Genomic DNA, 13,975 nt, shown 5'->3' with positions numbered 1-13,975 from the left:
ATAAGAGACAGCGCCCGACCCCATGCCCCGCCTCAGTGCCGCCCAGGACGCCATCCGCCTCGCCGCGGCCCACCCCACCGCGGGTCTGACCTCCTCCACCCGCGCCCTCTACGCCCGCCTGGCCGCCGAGACCGGCCGTACCCGCACCTCGCTGGCCCGCGCGGTAGCCGCCTGGCGCCAAGGCGGTGTCGAGGCCCTGCGGATCCTGGACGAGACCTGGAACCCGCCGGCCGGCCCCTTCGACCGCGCCCGCCCGGCGCTGGCCGCCGCCGACCTCCCTCGCCTGCGCCCGCACGCCAACCGCCTCACCGACGAACCCCGCGGCGTCCAGCTCCGCTTCGGCCGCGACGGCCGCTGGTATCCGTACTCAGCCGATCCCGGCACCCCGGCGGACGACGAGGACGCGTGGTGGCCCCAGGGCGAGGCGGACGAGGACCCGGTGGGGGCGCTCACGGGACTGCTGGCGGCGGGGGCGTAGCCGCTCGCCGTGCCTGGCGCAGCCGCCCCGCCCGCGGCGGTCACGTCACCGCTCGACGGCCAGCGACTCGAAGTACTCCTTCTGCGCGGGGTAGTACGCCTCGAAGCTCACCGTCTCCGACCCGTCGCGGGCCGCGCAGAGCCGATCGAGGTAGTACTCCCAGCCCGGCCCGATGTCCCCGATGCTCTTGGTGGTCGCGAGGCGGTGCACCAGCTCCAGCCGCGTGACGCCGTCCGCCTCGGACAGCCGCAGCTCCATCGGCCAGTCACCCGCCGCGTCCGACATGGTCACGCCGAGCAGATACGGCGGCTCGCACGCGTCGATGCGGAGATCGCACCACGGCGTGCCGTCCTCGAAATCCAGCCGCACCCGGATGATGTGCCCGACCCCGGCGTCCCCCTCCCAGGGGCCGAACCACAGCGCCGTGCGCCCGGGTTCGGTGACGTCGGCCCAGATGTCGGTCACGGCCGCCTTGAAGGTGCGGGTGAGAACCAGCTCATGCCCGTCGGCCGTGGACAACAGCCGGCCGGTCGGAATCGGTTTGGCGTCCATGGCGCGGAGCGTAATCGAAGGGCCGCGCATGACAATGGCGGCGACGCACCGGCCCTACGCCACCGGCTCCTCGCCGAGACCGCGGGCGGCGTAGCGCTTCTCCGCCGGCATCGTCTCCGGCAGCGCCGCGAAGCACGCCAGGCTCAGCACCGCGATCCCCGTCAGATACGCCGCCACGCCCCACGGCGGCCCGTCCCCGCGCCCGGCCACCGCCGTCGCCACCAGCGGGGTCAGCGCCCCGCCCAGCACCCCGCCGAGGTTGTAGCCGACCGCGGCGCCCGTGCACCGCACCCGGGGCTCGTACAGCTCGGGAAGGTAGGCCGCCACCACCGCGAACATCGTGATGAAGGCCAGCAGCGCCACCAGGATGCCGGTGAACATCCACAGCGGGCGGCCGGTCTGCAGCAGGGACACCAGGGGGAACATCCACAGGGCCGCCGCCGCGCAGCCCGCCAGGCAGACCGGGCGGCGGCCGTAGCGGTCGCCGAGGAGGGCGGCCACCGGGGTCAGGGCGCCCTTGATGGCGACCGCCGCGAGGATGCAGGTGAGCATCACCGTGCGGCTGACGCCGAGTTCGGTGGTGGCGTACGCCAGGGCCCAGGTCGTCACGGTGTAGAAGATCGCGTAACCGACCGCGAGGCCGCCCGCGGTCAGCAGCACCAGGCGCCAGTGGCCGCGCAGCACCTCGGCGAGCGGGGTGCGGGCCCGCTCCCGGAGGGCGAGGAACTCGGGCGATTCAGTGAGCGAGCTGCGCAGCAGCAGGCCGGCCACGGCCAGCAGGCCCGCCGCCCAGAACGGCACCCGCCAGCCCCAGGAGCGGAATTGGGCGTCCGTCAGGACCGCGGACAGCCCGAGCATCACACCGTTCCCGAGGATGAAGCCCACCGACGGGCCCACCTGCGGAAAGCTCGACCACAGCGCCCGTCGGTGGGCGGGCGCGTGCTCGGCCGTCAGCAGCACCGCGCCGCCCCACTCGCCGCCCAGGCCGAGGCCCTGCAGGAAGCGCAGCACCAGCAGGGCGATGGGCGCGGCGGCCCCGATCGCCGCGTACGTGGGCACGCAGCCGACCAGCACGGTGGCCAGGCCCGTCAGCAGCAGCGAGGAGATCAGCACCGGGCGGCGGCCGTACCGGTCGCCGATGTGGCCGAAGAGCATCGAGCCCAGCGGCCGGGAGAGGAAGCCGACGCCGAAGGTGCCGAAGGCGGCCAGGGTGCCGGCCAGCGGCGAGAAGTCGGGGAAGTAGAGCGGGCCGAGGACCAGGGCCGCGGCGGTGCCGTAGACGAAGAAGTCATAGAACTCGATCGCGGTCCCGGCGAGGGAGGCGGAGGCGAGCCTGGTCATGGAGGGTGCCGAGCGGCTTGCGGTGTGCACGACGCGTCCAACGACGCCCGTAGCGCCCGGGATACGTACGGCGTAGGGAATTCCGTCCTTGCCGGGGGTGAGGGGCGGTGCTTGGTTGAGAGTCGGGGTGCGCCCCCGTGCGTGAGGCGCCGCCCACCTGGGAGGGGACCATGGAGTTCATCCAGATCATCGACTACGAAACCGACAAGCCGGAGCAGATGCAGGCCCTTGCGGACCAGTTCCGGAAGGAGCGCGAGGGGCAGTCCGGCGGGCCGGCGCGGATCACCGTCGTCCAGGACCGCAACAACCGCAAGCGCCACCTCACCATCGCCGAATTCGACTCGTACGAAGAGGCGCAGCGCAACAACGACCGGCCGGAGACGCAGAAGTTCGCCGAGCAGATGATGGCCCTGTGCACCAAGCCGGCGGTCTTCATCGACTGCGACCTGAGGCAGCAGTTCACGCGCTGAGAGGTATCAGTACGTCACCGTGACCCGGCCCGCCGGTCCGTCCACGCGGATCCGGCCGCCGTACGGGATCACCAGCTGCGGGTCCGTGTGGCCGAAGTCCACGTCGAGGACCACGGGAATCGACGGGACGTAGGCCTCCACGGCCCGCAGCACGGCCGCGCGTTGGTCGTTCGCGTAACGAACCTTTTCCTGCGCACTATTGGGCGACTCCAGGCTCCACGCCTTGGGCCGGCCCCACAGCAGCGCCGAGAAGCGCTGGAGCAGGCCGCGCTCGCCCATGGCGCGCAGGATCCCGAAGACGTCGAGGGCGCTCGGCATGTCCTCGGAGGTCTCCAGGAAGAGCACGCAGCCGTCGTACACCGACGGGTCGGGCGCGATCTCGCGGTCGGCCATCAGCAGCCAGGAGAGAATCTCCACGTTGCCGCCCCAGCTGACGCCCTCGGCCACGCGGTCGGCGTTGCGCCAGGTCCAGCCGGAGCCCGGTTCCATGGGCGGCTCACCCGCGAAGGCCGCCGGGTCCGCCCAGTCGCGGTCCACGTCGCGATACGTGTCCGCGGGCCGCAACTCATGCTCCCCGTGCGTGAAGAGCGCCGCGCGCAGCGACGCCTCGGTCAGCGGGTGCATCGCGCCCGGGCGGCCGAACTCCGTCATCACCGCGCCGCCGTGGTAGCCGACGATGCCGGTGCTCCACAGATAGGCGAGCAGATTGGTGTTGTCGCTCATGCCGAAGAACGGCTTCGGGTGCGCGCGGATCAGCTCGCGGTCGAGATACGGCAGCACCGTGATCTGATCGTCGCCACCGATGCTGGAGATCACCGCCTTCACCGACGGGTCACCGAAGGCAGCATTGAGGTCACGGGCCCGCTCCTCGGGCGCGGCCATCTTCCGCGTCGTCGGATACTCGACGACCTCGACCCCGAAGTCCCGCCGCAGCCGCTCGAGCCCGAGCTCGTACGGACGCGGGAAGACCTCGGGCAGCCCGGCCGAGGGCGAGACGACGGCGACGCGGTCGCCGGGGCGGGGCTTCGGGGGATAGGCGGGCAGGGTGGCTATGGTCACCGGCTCACCAGCCCCGCTTCCGCCACTCCGGCAGCTGCGGGCGTTCCGCGCCCAGCGTGGTGTCGTTGCCGTGGCCGGGGTAGACCCAGGTCTCGTCCGACAGCGCGCCGAAGATCTTCGTCTCCACGTCGTCGATGAGGCGGGCGAAGGCCTCGGGGTCGTTGTGGGTGTTGCCCACGCCGCCCGGGAAGAGGCAGTCGCCCGTGAAGACGTGGGCGTGGCCGTGCGGGTCGTCGTAGATCAGCGCGATCGAGCCCGGCGTGTGGCCTACCAGGTGGCGGGCGGTCAGCGAGACGCGGCCGACCGTGATCGTGTCGCCGTCGTCCACCAGGACGTTCGTCGGCACCGGGATGCCCTCGGCGTCCTCGCGGCCCGCGTACGTGCGCGCGCCCGTGGCGTCCACGACCTCGCGCAGCGCTTGCCAGTGGTCGCCGTGCCGGTGCGTGGTGACCACCGAGGCGATGCCGTCGTCGCCGATCAGGGTGAGCAGCGTGTGCGCCTCATTGGCGGCGTCGATGAGCAGCTGCTCGCCGGTGGCGCGGCAGCGGAGCAGGTACGCGTTGTTGTCCATCGGGCCGACCGCGACCTTGGAGATCATCAGGTCCGCGAGCTCGTGGACCTGCGCCGGGCCGCCGACGGAGACCTTGCCTGAGTACGGCTGTTCTGACATGGCCGCAGTCTCTCAGAGCGGCGGCAGAACGGGGAGACGGGCGCCGCCCGCGTCCACGCCTTCGCCCTTCGTACGGCCCGCGAGCCAGCCCATCAGGGCGGCGGGCTCGCCGGTGACCGATACTGGCTCGCCCTCCTCCCCGCCGGTACGCCACGTCGAGCCGTCGGCGGCCGTGAGATGGATCGGCGGCACGACGGCGTTGCCGGAGAAGCGCGCCGCCAGGAAGTCGGTCTCGCGGCGGACGAAGTCGGCGGGCAGGTCGCCCAGCTCGTAGCCGATGCCGAGGTCCACGTGGTGCAGCTCCACCTCGATGAGGCGGCGGAACGGGATGCGGGATTTCACGTCCGTGACGCCGTTGCGGAGCTCGCAGCGGGCCGACCAGTCCGGCACCGCGGCCGCGGTCTCCTCGAGCAGGGTGGCGGTGGTGCGTACGTCCGTGAGCTGCTCGTCGAGCGGGCGCGGGGCGCCGGCCTCGATGTCGGCGTCGCGGGCCTCGGGGGACGGGTACATCGGCCGGCCCTTGAGGACGTTCACCAGGGCGTCGGCGTTGCGGGCGAGGTGGGCCAGGACGTGGCCGCGGGTCCAGCCGGGGAGCCGGCTGGGGGCGGCGAGGTCCGGGTCGTCGAGCCGCGCGGCGGCCTCCAGCAGCCGGTCCGTGGCCGCCCGCAGGGTCTCGACATCGTGCTCCGCCGTCTCGCGTGCTGCTGCCTCGCTCATCGCTGTGACCTCCGGGAATGTTCGGCCGGGCGGGATTGTCAGTGGCAGAGGCTAGCGTGTGCCTCGATTGGATTTGCGTGGGACCGACCTCTCACCCGGAGCCCCGGAAAGGCCCGGACACCGACCGCACGCTCCCCGTACGCTTGAGCGGCGGGACTGCCCCCGAGGGCGCTCCTGCCCCTCCCACACACTGTGTGGTTTACAAGAAAGGTGCCAGACGGCGTGGCCGACCGACTCATCGTCCGTGGCGCTCGCGAGCACAATCTCAAGAATGTCTCGCTCGACCTGCCCCGCGACTCCCTCATCGTCTTCACCGGGCTCTCGGGGTCGGGCAAGTCGTCGCTCGCTTTCGACACGATCTTCGCCGAAGGCCAGCGCCGTTACGTGGAGTCGCTGTCCAGCTACGCCCGGCAGTTCCTGGGGCAGATGGACAAGCCCGACGTGGACTTCATCGAGGGCCTCTCGCCGGCCGTCTCGATCGACCAGAAGTCCACCTCGCGCAATCCGCGCTCCACGGTGGGCACCATCACGGAGGTCTACGACTACCTCCGCCTGCTCTTCGCCCGTATCGGCAAGCCGCACTGCCCGGAGTGCGGCCGCCCGATCACCCGGCAGTCGCCGCAGGCGATCGTCGACCGGGTGCTGGAGCTGCCGGAGGGCAGCCGCTTCCAGGTGCTCTCGCCGCTGGTGCGCGAGCGCAAGGGCGAGTTCGTGGACCTCTTCAGCGACCTGCAGACCAAGGGATACAGCCGGGCCCGGGTCGACGGCGAGACCATCCAGCTCTCCGAGCCGCCGAAGCTGAAGAAGCAGGAGAAGCACACCATCGAGGTGGTCGTCGACCGCCTCACGGTCAAGGACAGCGCGAAGCGGCGCCTGACGGACTCCGTCGAGACCGCGCTCGGCCTCTCCGGCGGCATGGTCATCCTCGACTTCGTCGACCTGGACGAGGATGACCCCGAGCGTGAGCGGATGTTCTCGGAGCACCTCTACTGCCCGTACGACGACCTGTCCTTCGAGGAGCTGGAGCCGCGCTCCTTCTCCTTCAACTCGCCGTTCGGCGCCTGCCCGGACTGCACCGGCATCGGCACCCGCATGGAGGTCGACCCGGAGCTGATCGTCCCCGACCCGGACAAGTCGCTGGACGAGGGCGCCATCCACCCGTGGTCGCACGGCCACACCAGGGACTATTTCGCCCGCATCGTCGGCGCCCTCGCCGACGACCTCGGATTCCGTACGGACATCCCGTGGGCCGGGCTGCCGCAGCGGGCGCAGAAGGCGCTGCTGAACGGCCACCGCACCAAGATCCAGGTCCGCTACCGGAACCGGTACGGGCGCGAGCGCTCCTACACCACCGCCTTCGAGGGCGCCCTGCCCTTCGTGAAGCGGCGGCACAGCGAGGCGGAGAGCGACTCCAGCCGGGAGCGCTTCGAGGGCTATATGCGCGAGGTGCCCTGCCCGACCTGCAACGGCACCCGGCTGAAGCCGATCGTCCTGGCCGTCACCGTCCAGGGGAAGTCGATCGCCGAGGTCTCGGCGATGTCGATCAGCGACTGCGCCGACTTCCTGCGCGACATGGTGCTCAACGACCGCGAGAAGACCATCGCCGAGCGGGTGCTGAAGGAGGTCAACGAGCGGCTGCGGTTCCTGGTCGACGTAGGCCTCGACTATCTCTCGCTGAACCGCGCGGCGGGCACCCTGTCCGGCGGCGAGGCCCAGCGCATCCGGCTCGCCACCCAGATCGGCTCGGGTCTGGTGGGTGTCCTCTACGTGCTGGACGAGCCGTCCATCGGCCTGCACCAGCGGGACAACCACCGGCTGATCGAGACCCTGGTCCGGCTCCGCGACATGGGCAATACGCTCATCGTCGTCGAGCACGACGAGGACACCATCAAGGTCGCCGACTGGGTGGTGGACATCGGCCCCGGCGCCGGCGAGCACGGCGGCGAGGTCGTGCACAGCGGCCCGCTGAAGCAGCTGCTGGGCAACAAGCAGTCGATCACCGGGCAGTATCTGGCGGGCAAGCGGGAGATCCCGACGCCGATGGTGCGGCGGCCCGTCGATTCCGACCGGCATCTCACCGTCCGCGGCGCCCGGGAGAACAACCTCCAGGACGTCGACGTGTCCTTCCCGCTGGGCGTGCTCACGGCGGTCACGGGTGTGTCCGGCTCCGGAAAGTCGACGCTGGTCAACGACATCCTGTACACGCATCTGGCGCGCGAGCTGAACGGCGCGCGGAGCGTGCCGGGGCGGCACACGCGGGTGGACGGCGACGACCTCGTCGACAAGGTCGTGCATGTCGACCAGTCGCCCATCGGCCGTACGCCGCGCTCCAACCCGGCCACGTACACGGGGGTCTTCGACCACGTCCGCAAGCTCTTTGCGGAGACGACGGAGGCGAAGGTCCGCGGTTATCAGCAGGGCCGGTTCTCGTTCAACGTCAAGGGCGGCCGGTGCGAGAACTGCTCCGGCGACGGCACCATCAAGATCGAGATGAACTTCCTGCCGGACGTGTACGTGCCGTGCGAGGTGTGCCACGGGGCCCGGTACAACCGGGAGACCCTCGAGGTGCACTACAAGGGCAAGTCCATCGCCGAGGTGCTGGACATGCCGATCGAGGAGGCGCTCGACTTCTTCGAGGCGGTGCCGAAGATCGCCCGCCATCTGAAGACGCTCAATGAGGTCGGCCTCGGTTACGTGCGGCTGGGCCAGCCGGCGCCGACGCTGTCGGGCGGCGAGGCGCAGCGGGTGAAGCTCTCCAGCGAGCTGCAGAAGCGCTCGACCGGGAGCACGGTGTATGTGCTCGATGAGCCGACCACGGGTCTGCACTTCGAGGACATCAACAAGCTGATCAACGTGCTGTCGGGCCTGGTCGACAAGGGCAACACGGTCATCGTGATCGAGCACAACCTCGATGTGATCAAGACCGCGGACTGGGTCGTGGACCTGGGCCCCGAGGGCGGCAGCGGCGGTGGGCTGGTGATCGCGGAGGGGACTCCGGAGCAGGTCGCCGGGGTGCCGGCGAGTCATACGGGCAAGTTCCTGCGGGAGTTGCTGGGGGATCGCGTCAGCGACGCGGATGCGCCTCCGGCGCGGAAGACCGTCAAGAAGGCAGCGGCCAAGAAGGCGGTGTCGGCGACGCGGAAGGCTCCGGCGAAGAAGACGGTGTCGGCGAAGGCGGCGAAGGCTGCTCCGCGGAAGCGGGCGCCGAAGAAGAGCTGACCTCTGACGCCGGACGGGCAATCAAGCCCGTCCGGCGTTTGAGGACGAAGCGCGGAGCGCTGACTGCCCGGGGCGCAGCCCCGGCTCCGATCGCGCCGCTCACGTCAGGTATCCACGAAGCGCACCGGCCACCGACGGCCGCCGCAGCTTGGCCATCGTCTTCGTCTCGATCTGGCGTATGCGCTCGCGCGTGACGCCATACGCGCGGCCGATCTCCTCCAGGGACTTGGGTTCCCCGTCGCCCAGCCCGTAGCGCTGTGAAATCACGCCTGCCTCCCGCTCCGTAAGCCCGTCCAGAATGCGGCGGAGCTGCTCGCGCAGCAGGCCGCGGTCCACCGATTCGTAGGCCGCCCCGCCGTTCGCGTCCGGCAGGACATCGCCCAGTTCGCCGCCGCCGTCCTCGTCCAGCGGCAGGTGGAGCGACACCGGCTGCCGGGCGTAGCGGCGGATGTCGGCGACCTTCTCCGGCGGCAGCTCCACCACCGCGGCCAGTTCCTCGTCCGTGGGCTCGCGGCCGAGCTCGTGGAAGAGCGTGCGCTGCGTGCGCACCACCTTGTTGATCTGCTGGTGCATGTGCGCGGGCACCCGGATCGTGCGCGACTGGTCGGCCAGCGCGCGGGTGATGCCCTGCTTGATCCACCAGATCCCGTACGTGGAGAACTTCAGGCCCCGCGTGTGGTCCCACTTCTCCACCGCGCGCATCAGGCCGAGGTTGCCCTCCTGGACGAGGTCCAGGAACGGCAGGCCCAGGCCCGTATAGCGCTTGGCGACGGAGACGACGAGGCGGAGGTTGGCGCGGAGCATGTGCTCGCGGGCCCGCTCGCCGTCCGCACCGCCGCCGGCGATGCGCTCGCCGAGCGCGGTCTCCTCGGCGGCGCTGAGCAGCGGGGTCTGGCCGATCTGCTTGAGGTAGTCCTTCACCGGGTCGGTCGCGGTGAGGGTCGGTGCCGGAGTGATGCGCAGGTTCATGCGAGGGCCTCTCTGCGAGCGATGGAAACTTACGACGGACGTAAAGTTATGTCAGGGGTTGCAGGTACGTCAAGGGAAAATTTAGGATCGTGGTAAGTTTTTTCCGAGGCGACCGATCGAGAGGGCAGTGACGCCATGGACAGCACGACCACCCCGGGCCTGCGCGAGCAGAAGAAGCAGGAGACCCGGCAGCTCATCTCCGACCGCGCGACCGAGCTCTTCATCGAGCACGGCTTCGAGGAGACGAAGATCTCCGACATCGCGGACGCGGCCAGGGTGGCGAAGAAGACCGTCACCAACTACTTCCCGCGCAAGGAGGACTTGGCTCTCGATCACGCCGACGCGTTCATCGCGGGCCTGGCCCGTACGGTCGCCGAGCGCGCCGAGGGCGAGTCCGCGCTGGCGGCACTGCGCCGCGTCTTCCTGGCCGGCGTCGAGCGGCGCGACCCCGTGATCGGCTTCGCGGGCCCGGAGTTCACCCGCATGATCGCCGCGAGCCCCACCCTGATCTCCCGGCTGCGCGAGCTGCATGAGCGACGCGAGTACGCGCTGTGCGAGGCCCTCGCCGCGGAGACGGGCGCCGATCCCGACGACATCACGCCGCGGGTGGCGGCCGCCCAGCTGGCCGCCGTGCACCGGCTGCTCTTCCAGGACCTGGTGCGACTCAACATCGCCGGCGTAGGCAATGACGCCATCGCCGCCGAGGTGGGCCCCGCGGCCGAGCGCGCGTTCGACCTCCTGGAGCCGTCGCTGGGGGGGTACGCCGTGCGTGGGTGACGTCCCGGCGTAGTCGTCGGCGGCTGCCGCGCGCGGGCGAAGTGCGTGTCGGCGCCTGCCCGAATCGCTCCGTCCACCACGCAAGTGGTCATCGTTTCCCGGGAGTTTGCTCCCGCCCTCTGGTGTAGACCACTTTCCCTTGGCAAGCTGTGGCACCCCCGAGTTGCCCCGTGTGTCCCAAGGAGAAGTCTGTGTCGTCAGAGGCGGGAAGACCCAGGAGATTTACGGCCCTTGCCACCGTCGCGGCGCTGGTCCTCGGCGTACCCGCGCTGACGGCCGCGCCCGCGCACGCGGCCGAACCGCCCAGCCCGCTGCGCATCGCCGACGGCGACGGCATGGACCTGGGCACCCGCACCCGCCCGGTAGCCCCCGGCGTCGAGCTGACCTCCTTCAACCGCCTCGAGTCGGACAAGTGGCTGCGCGCCAACGCCCTTTCCGTGGACCTCGGCGGCAGCGCGAAGGTCGACTACCTGGCGGGCAAGGTCTCCGAGCGCAAGACCGTCGCGGACCTGGCCAAGGAGCACGACCCGGGCCCGGGCCGCCGTACCGTCGCCGCGCTCAACGCCGACTTCTTCGACATCAACGAGACCGGCGCCCCGCTCGGCAACGGCCTGCGCGACGGCAAGCCCGTCCAGTCCCCGGCGGCCGGCGCCGAGGACGCGGTCGGCATCGGCCCGCAGAGTGCGGGCCGCATCCTCAAGCTGTACTTCGACGGGACGATCACGCTGCCCGCGGGGACCCGCAAGCTGGACTCGTTCAACGCCGCCAATGTCCCGGCCGGCGGCATCGGCGCGTACACCGCGCAGTGGGGGAGCGCCGACCGCGCGCTCACGTCCGACGGCGCGGCGAAGGTCACCGAAGTCGCCGTCAAGGACGGCAAGGTGACCTCGATAGCCGACAAGCCCGGCAGCGGCGAGATACCCGCGGACACCACCGTCTACATAGGCCGCGACGCCGGCGCCGACGCCCTGGCCGCGCTGCAGCCCGGCGACCCGGTGTCGATGGAGTACCACCCGCGTACGGACGACAACTCCGAGATACCCCGCACCGCCGTCGGCGGCCGCGGCATCCTCGTCCTCGACGGCGAGGCGCAGAACTGGGAGGGCAAGCCCAACAACGCCTCCGCCGCCCGCACCGCCGTCGGCTTCTCCAAGGACGGCCGCACCATGCACGTCCTGTCGGTCGACGGCCGCTCCGGCGATACGGGCGGCGTCACCCTCACCGAGCTCGCGATCATGCTGAAGCAGCTCGGCGCGTACAACGCCCTCAACCTCGACGGCGGCGGCTCGTCCACCCTCCTCGCCCGCGAGCCCGGCACCGACACCCCGCAGCTGGAGAACACCCCCTCCGACGGCTTCGAACGCGACGTCCCCAACGGCCTCGCCATCACCGCCCCCGACGGCAGCGGCAAGCTGAAGGACCTGTGGGTCGAGCCGGCCGCCGACGCCAAGAAGGCCCCCACCGCGGACCAGGTCCCGACGGGCCACCCGGAGCGCGTCTTCCCCGGCCTGAGCAGGAAGCTGACGGCCGCCGGCTACGACGAGTCGTACGGCCCCGCGCCGGCCCGCCCCGCCTGGTACTCCAGCCGCCCCGACGTCGGCACGATGACCGGCGACGGCGTCTTCAAGGCCCGCCGCGGCGGCACCGCGAAGATCACGGCACGGCAGGGCGCGGCCTCGGGCTCGTACGAACTGTCCGTCCTGGACGACCTGGACCGGATCCGCCCCACCAACGACCGCGTGGGCCTCAAGGACAACAAGTCCGACAACACCTTCGGCATCCTCGGCTACGACGCCCACGGCGCGAGCGCGCCCATCGACCCGGCGGACGTGAAGCTGGACTACGACGCGTCGCTGTTCGACATCAAGCCGGATCCGGCGGCGGGCGGCTTCAAGGTGACGGCGAAGACGGCGGAGGAATTCGCGTCAGGCCAGGTCAAGGCGACGGTGGCGGGGAAGACCACGCTCCTCGCGGTGACCGTCGGCCTGCACGAGAAGCCGGTGGCCACCTTCGACGACGCGGCGCAGTGGAAGTTCACGGCGGCCCGCGCCACGGGCTCTGTGGCTCCGCTGGCGGAGGGGCACGCGGGCACCGGGCTGACGATGACGTACGACTTCACCCAGTCGACGGCGACTCGCGCCGGATACGCCAACCCGCCCGCGGAGATCACCGTCCCCGGCCAGCCGCAGTCCTTCGGCCTGTGGGTGAAGGGCGACGGGAAGGGTGCCTGGCCATCGCTGCACCTGAAGGACGCGAGTGGTACGACGCAGGTGCTGCGCGGGCCGCACATCGACTGGGAGGGCTGGAAGCAGGTCATCTTCGAGGTGCCGAAGGGCATCGCCTATCCGCTGAAGGTGGTCCGCTTCTACATCGCGGAGACGGTGCCGGCGCACCAGTACAAGAGCGAGATCGCGATCGACGAGCTGACGGCGCAGACGCCGCCGGACGTGGACCTGCCGCCAGCGCCGAAGGCGAAGGACCCGCTGGTGGGGACGCAGGCGCAGACGGACGCCCGGGACTGGCGCTTCGCGGTGATGTCCGACGCGCAGTTCGTCGCGCGCGATCCGGACAGCGACATCGTGAAGCAGGCGCGCCGGACGCTGCGCGAGATCAAGGCGAACAATCCCGACTTCCTGCTGATCAACGGGGACTTGGTGGACGAGGGCTCGCCGGAGGACCTGGCCTTCGCGCACCGGATGCTCGATGAGGAGCTGGGAGATGCGGTGCCATGGCGCTACGTGCCGGGCAACCACGAGGTGATGGGCGGCAAGATCGACAACTTCGTGAAGGAGTTTGGCCCCGCGCAACAGGTCTTCGACCACAAGGGCACGCGCTTCCTCACGCTGGACACGTCGTCCCTGACCCTGCGCGGCGGCGGATACGCCCAGATCCAGCAGCTCAGAAAGCAGCTAGACGCGGCTGCGGACGACCCATCGGTGTCCTCAGTGACGGTGGTGCAGCACGTACCACCGCGCGACCCGACCCCGCAGAAGGGCAGCCAGCTGACGGACCGCAAGGAAGCGGATCTGCTGGAGAAGTGGCTGACGGACTTCCAGCGGCGGTCGGGCAAGGGCGCCGCCTTCATCGGCGCGCATGTGGGCACCTTTGACGCGGCGCGGGTGGATGGCGTGCCGTATCTGATCAATGGCAACTCCGGGAAGAACCCGGCTACTCCGCCGGGTGAGGGTGGCTTTACGGGGTGGTCGATGCTGGGGGTGGACCGGGTGTCGGCGGCGGAGCAGATGCTGCACAAGCTGCGCCCGTGGCGCGGTGGCCCGGACTGGGTTACGGCGCAGGTGCGGCCGCATGTTGATGGGCTGGCGCTGACGGTGCCGGGTTCAGTCGGTGCGGGCGCCTCGGCGAAGGTCGCGGCGACGGTGTCGCAGACGATCGGCTCGGGGAGCCGTGCGGTGCCGGTGGCGTGGCCGATGAGCGCGGATTGGTCGGGGTCGCCGAATGTGTGGGTGGGGGATCCGGAGCGGGCGCCTGCTACGGCGATTGCGGTGTATGACCCGGGTACGGGTGAGTTGAAGGGGCTGCGGCCGGGGACGGGGCGCCTTGCGGTGACGGTGAATGGGGAGGTGGCGTCGCAGGAGGTGGTCGTCGTGCGATAGCCCGGCCCGGCCTGTGTGTTGGGGGCGGCGGACGGCTTGGCATCGGATGGTGACGGTCGCGCCGCCGGGTTGCCTTCGGCTCGGTGCCGGTGGGTTGGCTGGCTACGGG

At 70.8% G+C, this 13,975-nt stretch carries 9 protein-coding genes and 2 pseudogenes; 5 read left to right on the top strand and 6 right to left on the bottom strand.

The genetic code is table 11. The features are described from left to right. Positions 1 to 7: 7 nt before the first annotated feature. A pseudogene (locus G5C51_RS33130) lies at positions 8 to 478 on the top strand (SWIM zinc finger family protein); the annotation flags it as partial. A gap of 45 nt (positions 479 to 523) precedes the next feature. Here the strand turns inward: G5C51_RS33130 and G5C51_RS33125 are convergent. After that, positions 524 to 1,030: an SRPBCC family protein gene (locus G5C51_RS33125; RefSeq protein ID WP_165242931.1), complete on the bottom strand. Its 507-nt coding sequence runs from the start codon at positions 1,028 to 1,030 to the stop codon at positions 524 to 526. A 54-nt stretch (positions 1,031 to 1,084) separates the two neighbouring features. Further along, positions 1,085 to 2,371: an MFS transporter gene (locus G5C51_RS33120; protein ID WP_165242929.1), complete on the bottom strand. Its 1,287-nt coding sequence runs from the start codon at positions 2,369 to 2,371 to the stop codon at positions 1,085 to 1,087. Positions 2,372 to 2,508: 137 nt separating this feature from the next. On the opposite strand from G5C51_RS33120, the gene G5C51_RS33115 reads away from it, so the two are divergent. Beyond that, entirely contained in the window at positions 2,509 to 2,841 is a 333-nt protein-coding gene (locus G5C51_RS33115) for a hypothetical protein (RefSeq protein WP_165242927.1), read from the top strand. A 6-nt stretch (positions 2,842 to 2,847) separates the two neighbouring features. On the opposite strand, the gene G5C51_RS33110 is transcribed toward G5C51_RS33115, so the two are convergent. From G5C51_RS33110 to G5C51_RS33100, 3 genes are read right to left on the bottom strand one after another with little or no spacing between them, the layout of a single operon-like run. Then, positions 2,848 to 3,900 carry an LD-carboxypeptidase gene (locus G5C51_RS33110; protein WP_165242925.1) on the bottom strand — a complete coding sequence of 351 codons (1,053 nt, stop codon included), beginning with the start codon at positions 3,898 to 3,900 and terminating at the stop codon, positions 2,848 to 2,850. A gap of 4 nt (positions 3,901 to 3,904) precedes the next feature. Next, a complete protein-coding gene (locus G5C51_RS33105; protein WP_165242923.1) occupies positions 3,905 to 4,570 on the bottom strand; it encodes an MBL fold metallo-hydrolase in 666 nt (221 codons plus the stop codon). A 12-nt stretch (positions 4,571 to 4,582) separates the two neighbouring features. After that, positions 4,583 to 5,287 (bottom strand): maleylpyruvate isomerase family mycothiol-dependent enzyme, encoded by a 705-nt coding sequence (locus G5C51_RS33100; RefSeq protein WP_165242921.1) that lies wholly within the window; start codon positions 5,285 to 5,287, stop codon positions 4,583 to 4,585. A 222-nt stretch (positions 5,288 to 5,509) separates the two neighbouring features. On the opposite strand from G5C51_RS33100, the gene uvrA reads away from it, so the two are divergent. Then, positions 5,510 to 8,506: an excinuclease ABC subunit UvrA gene (gene uvrA / locus G5C51_RS33095; RefSeq protein WP_165242919.1), complete on the top strand. Its 2,997-nt coding sequence runs from the start codon at positions 5,510 to 5,512 to the stop codon at positions 8,504 to 8,506. A 99-nt stretch (positions 8,507 to 8,605) separates the two neighbouring features. Here the strand turns inward: uvrA and G5C51_RS33090 are convergent. After that, positions 8,606 to 9,433 (bottom strand): annotated as a pseudogene (locus G5C51_RS33090) (sigma-70 family RNA polymerase sigma factor); the annotation flags it as partial. 177 nt (positions 9,434 to 9,610) lie between these two features. Here G5C51_RS33090 and G5C51_RS33085 point away from each other — a divergent pair. Together G5C51_RS33085 and G5C51_RS33080 are read left to right on the top strand one after the other, a co-directional pair. Further along, positions 9,611 to 10,252, top strand: a complete 642-nt coding sequence (locus tag G5C51_RS33085) for a TetR/AcrR family transcriptional regulator (RefSeq protein ID WP_165242915.1) — start codon at positions 9,611 to 9,613, stop codon at positions 10,250 to 10,252. Between the two features lie 335 nt (positions 10,253 to 10,587). Then, complete coding sequence (locus tag G5C51_RS33080) at positions 10,588 to 13,866, top strand: phosphodiester glycosidase family protein (protein WP_206314601.1); 3,279 nt, start codon at positions 10,588 to 10,590, stop codon at positions 13,864 to 13,866. Positions 13,867 to 13,975: the final 109 nt, after the last annotated feature.

It is taken from the genome of Streptomyces coryli, from assembly GCF_011044975.1.
Taxonomy (GTDB): domain Bacteria; phylum Actinomycetota; class Actinomycetes; order Streptomycetales; family Streptomycetaceae; genus Streptomyces; species Streptomyces coryli.
The sequence above is the reverse complement of the archived record's forward strand: the minus strand, read 5'-3'. Positions and strand labels throughout refer to the sequence as shown.

Bases quoted from the DNA above. Each gene is read 5' to 3' on its own strand.
- G5C51_RS33100 (WP_165242921.1), bottom strand. From the start codon at position 5,287: ATGAGCGAGGCAGCAGCACGCGAGACGGCGGAGCACGATGTCGAGACC.
- G5C51_RS33085 (WP_165242915.1), top strand. From the start codon at position 9,611: ATGGACAGCACGACCACCCCGGGCCTGCGCGAGCAGAAGAAGCAGGAG.
- G5C51_RS33105 (WP_165242923.1), bottom strand. From the start codon at position 4,570: ATGTCAGAACAGCCGTACTCAGGCAAGGTCTCCGTCGGCGGCCCGGCG.
- G5C51_RS33120 (WP_165242929.1), bottom strand. From the start codon at position 2,371: ATGACCAGGCTCGCCTCCGCCTCCCTCGCCGGGACCGCGATCGAGTTC.
- G5C51_RS33125 (WP_165242931.1), bottom strand. From the start codon at position 1,030: ATGGACGCCAAACCGATTCCGACCGGCCGGCTGTTGTCCACGGCCGAC.
- G5C51_RS33080 (WP_206314601.1), top strand. From the start codon at position 10,588: ATGGACCTGGGCACCCGCACCCGCCCGGTAGCCCCCGGCGTCGAGCTG.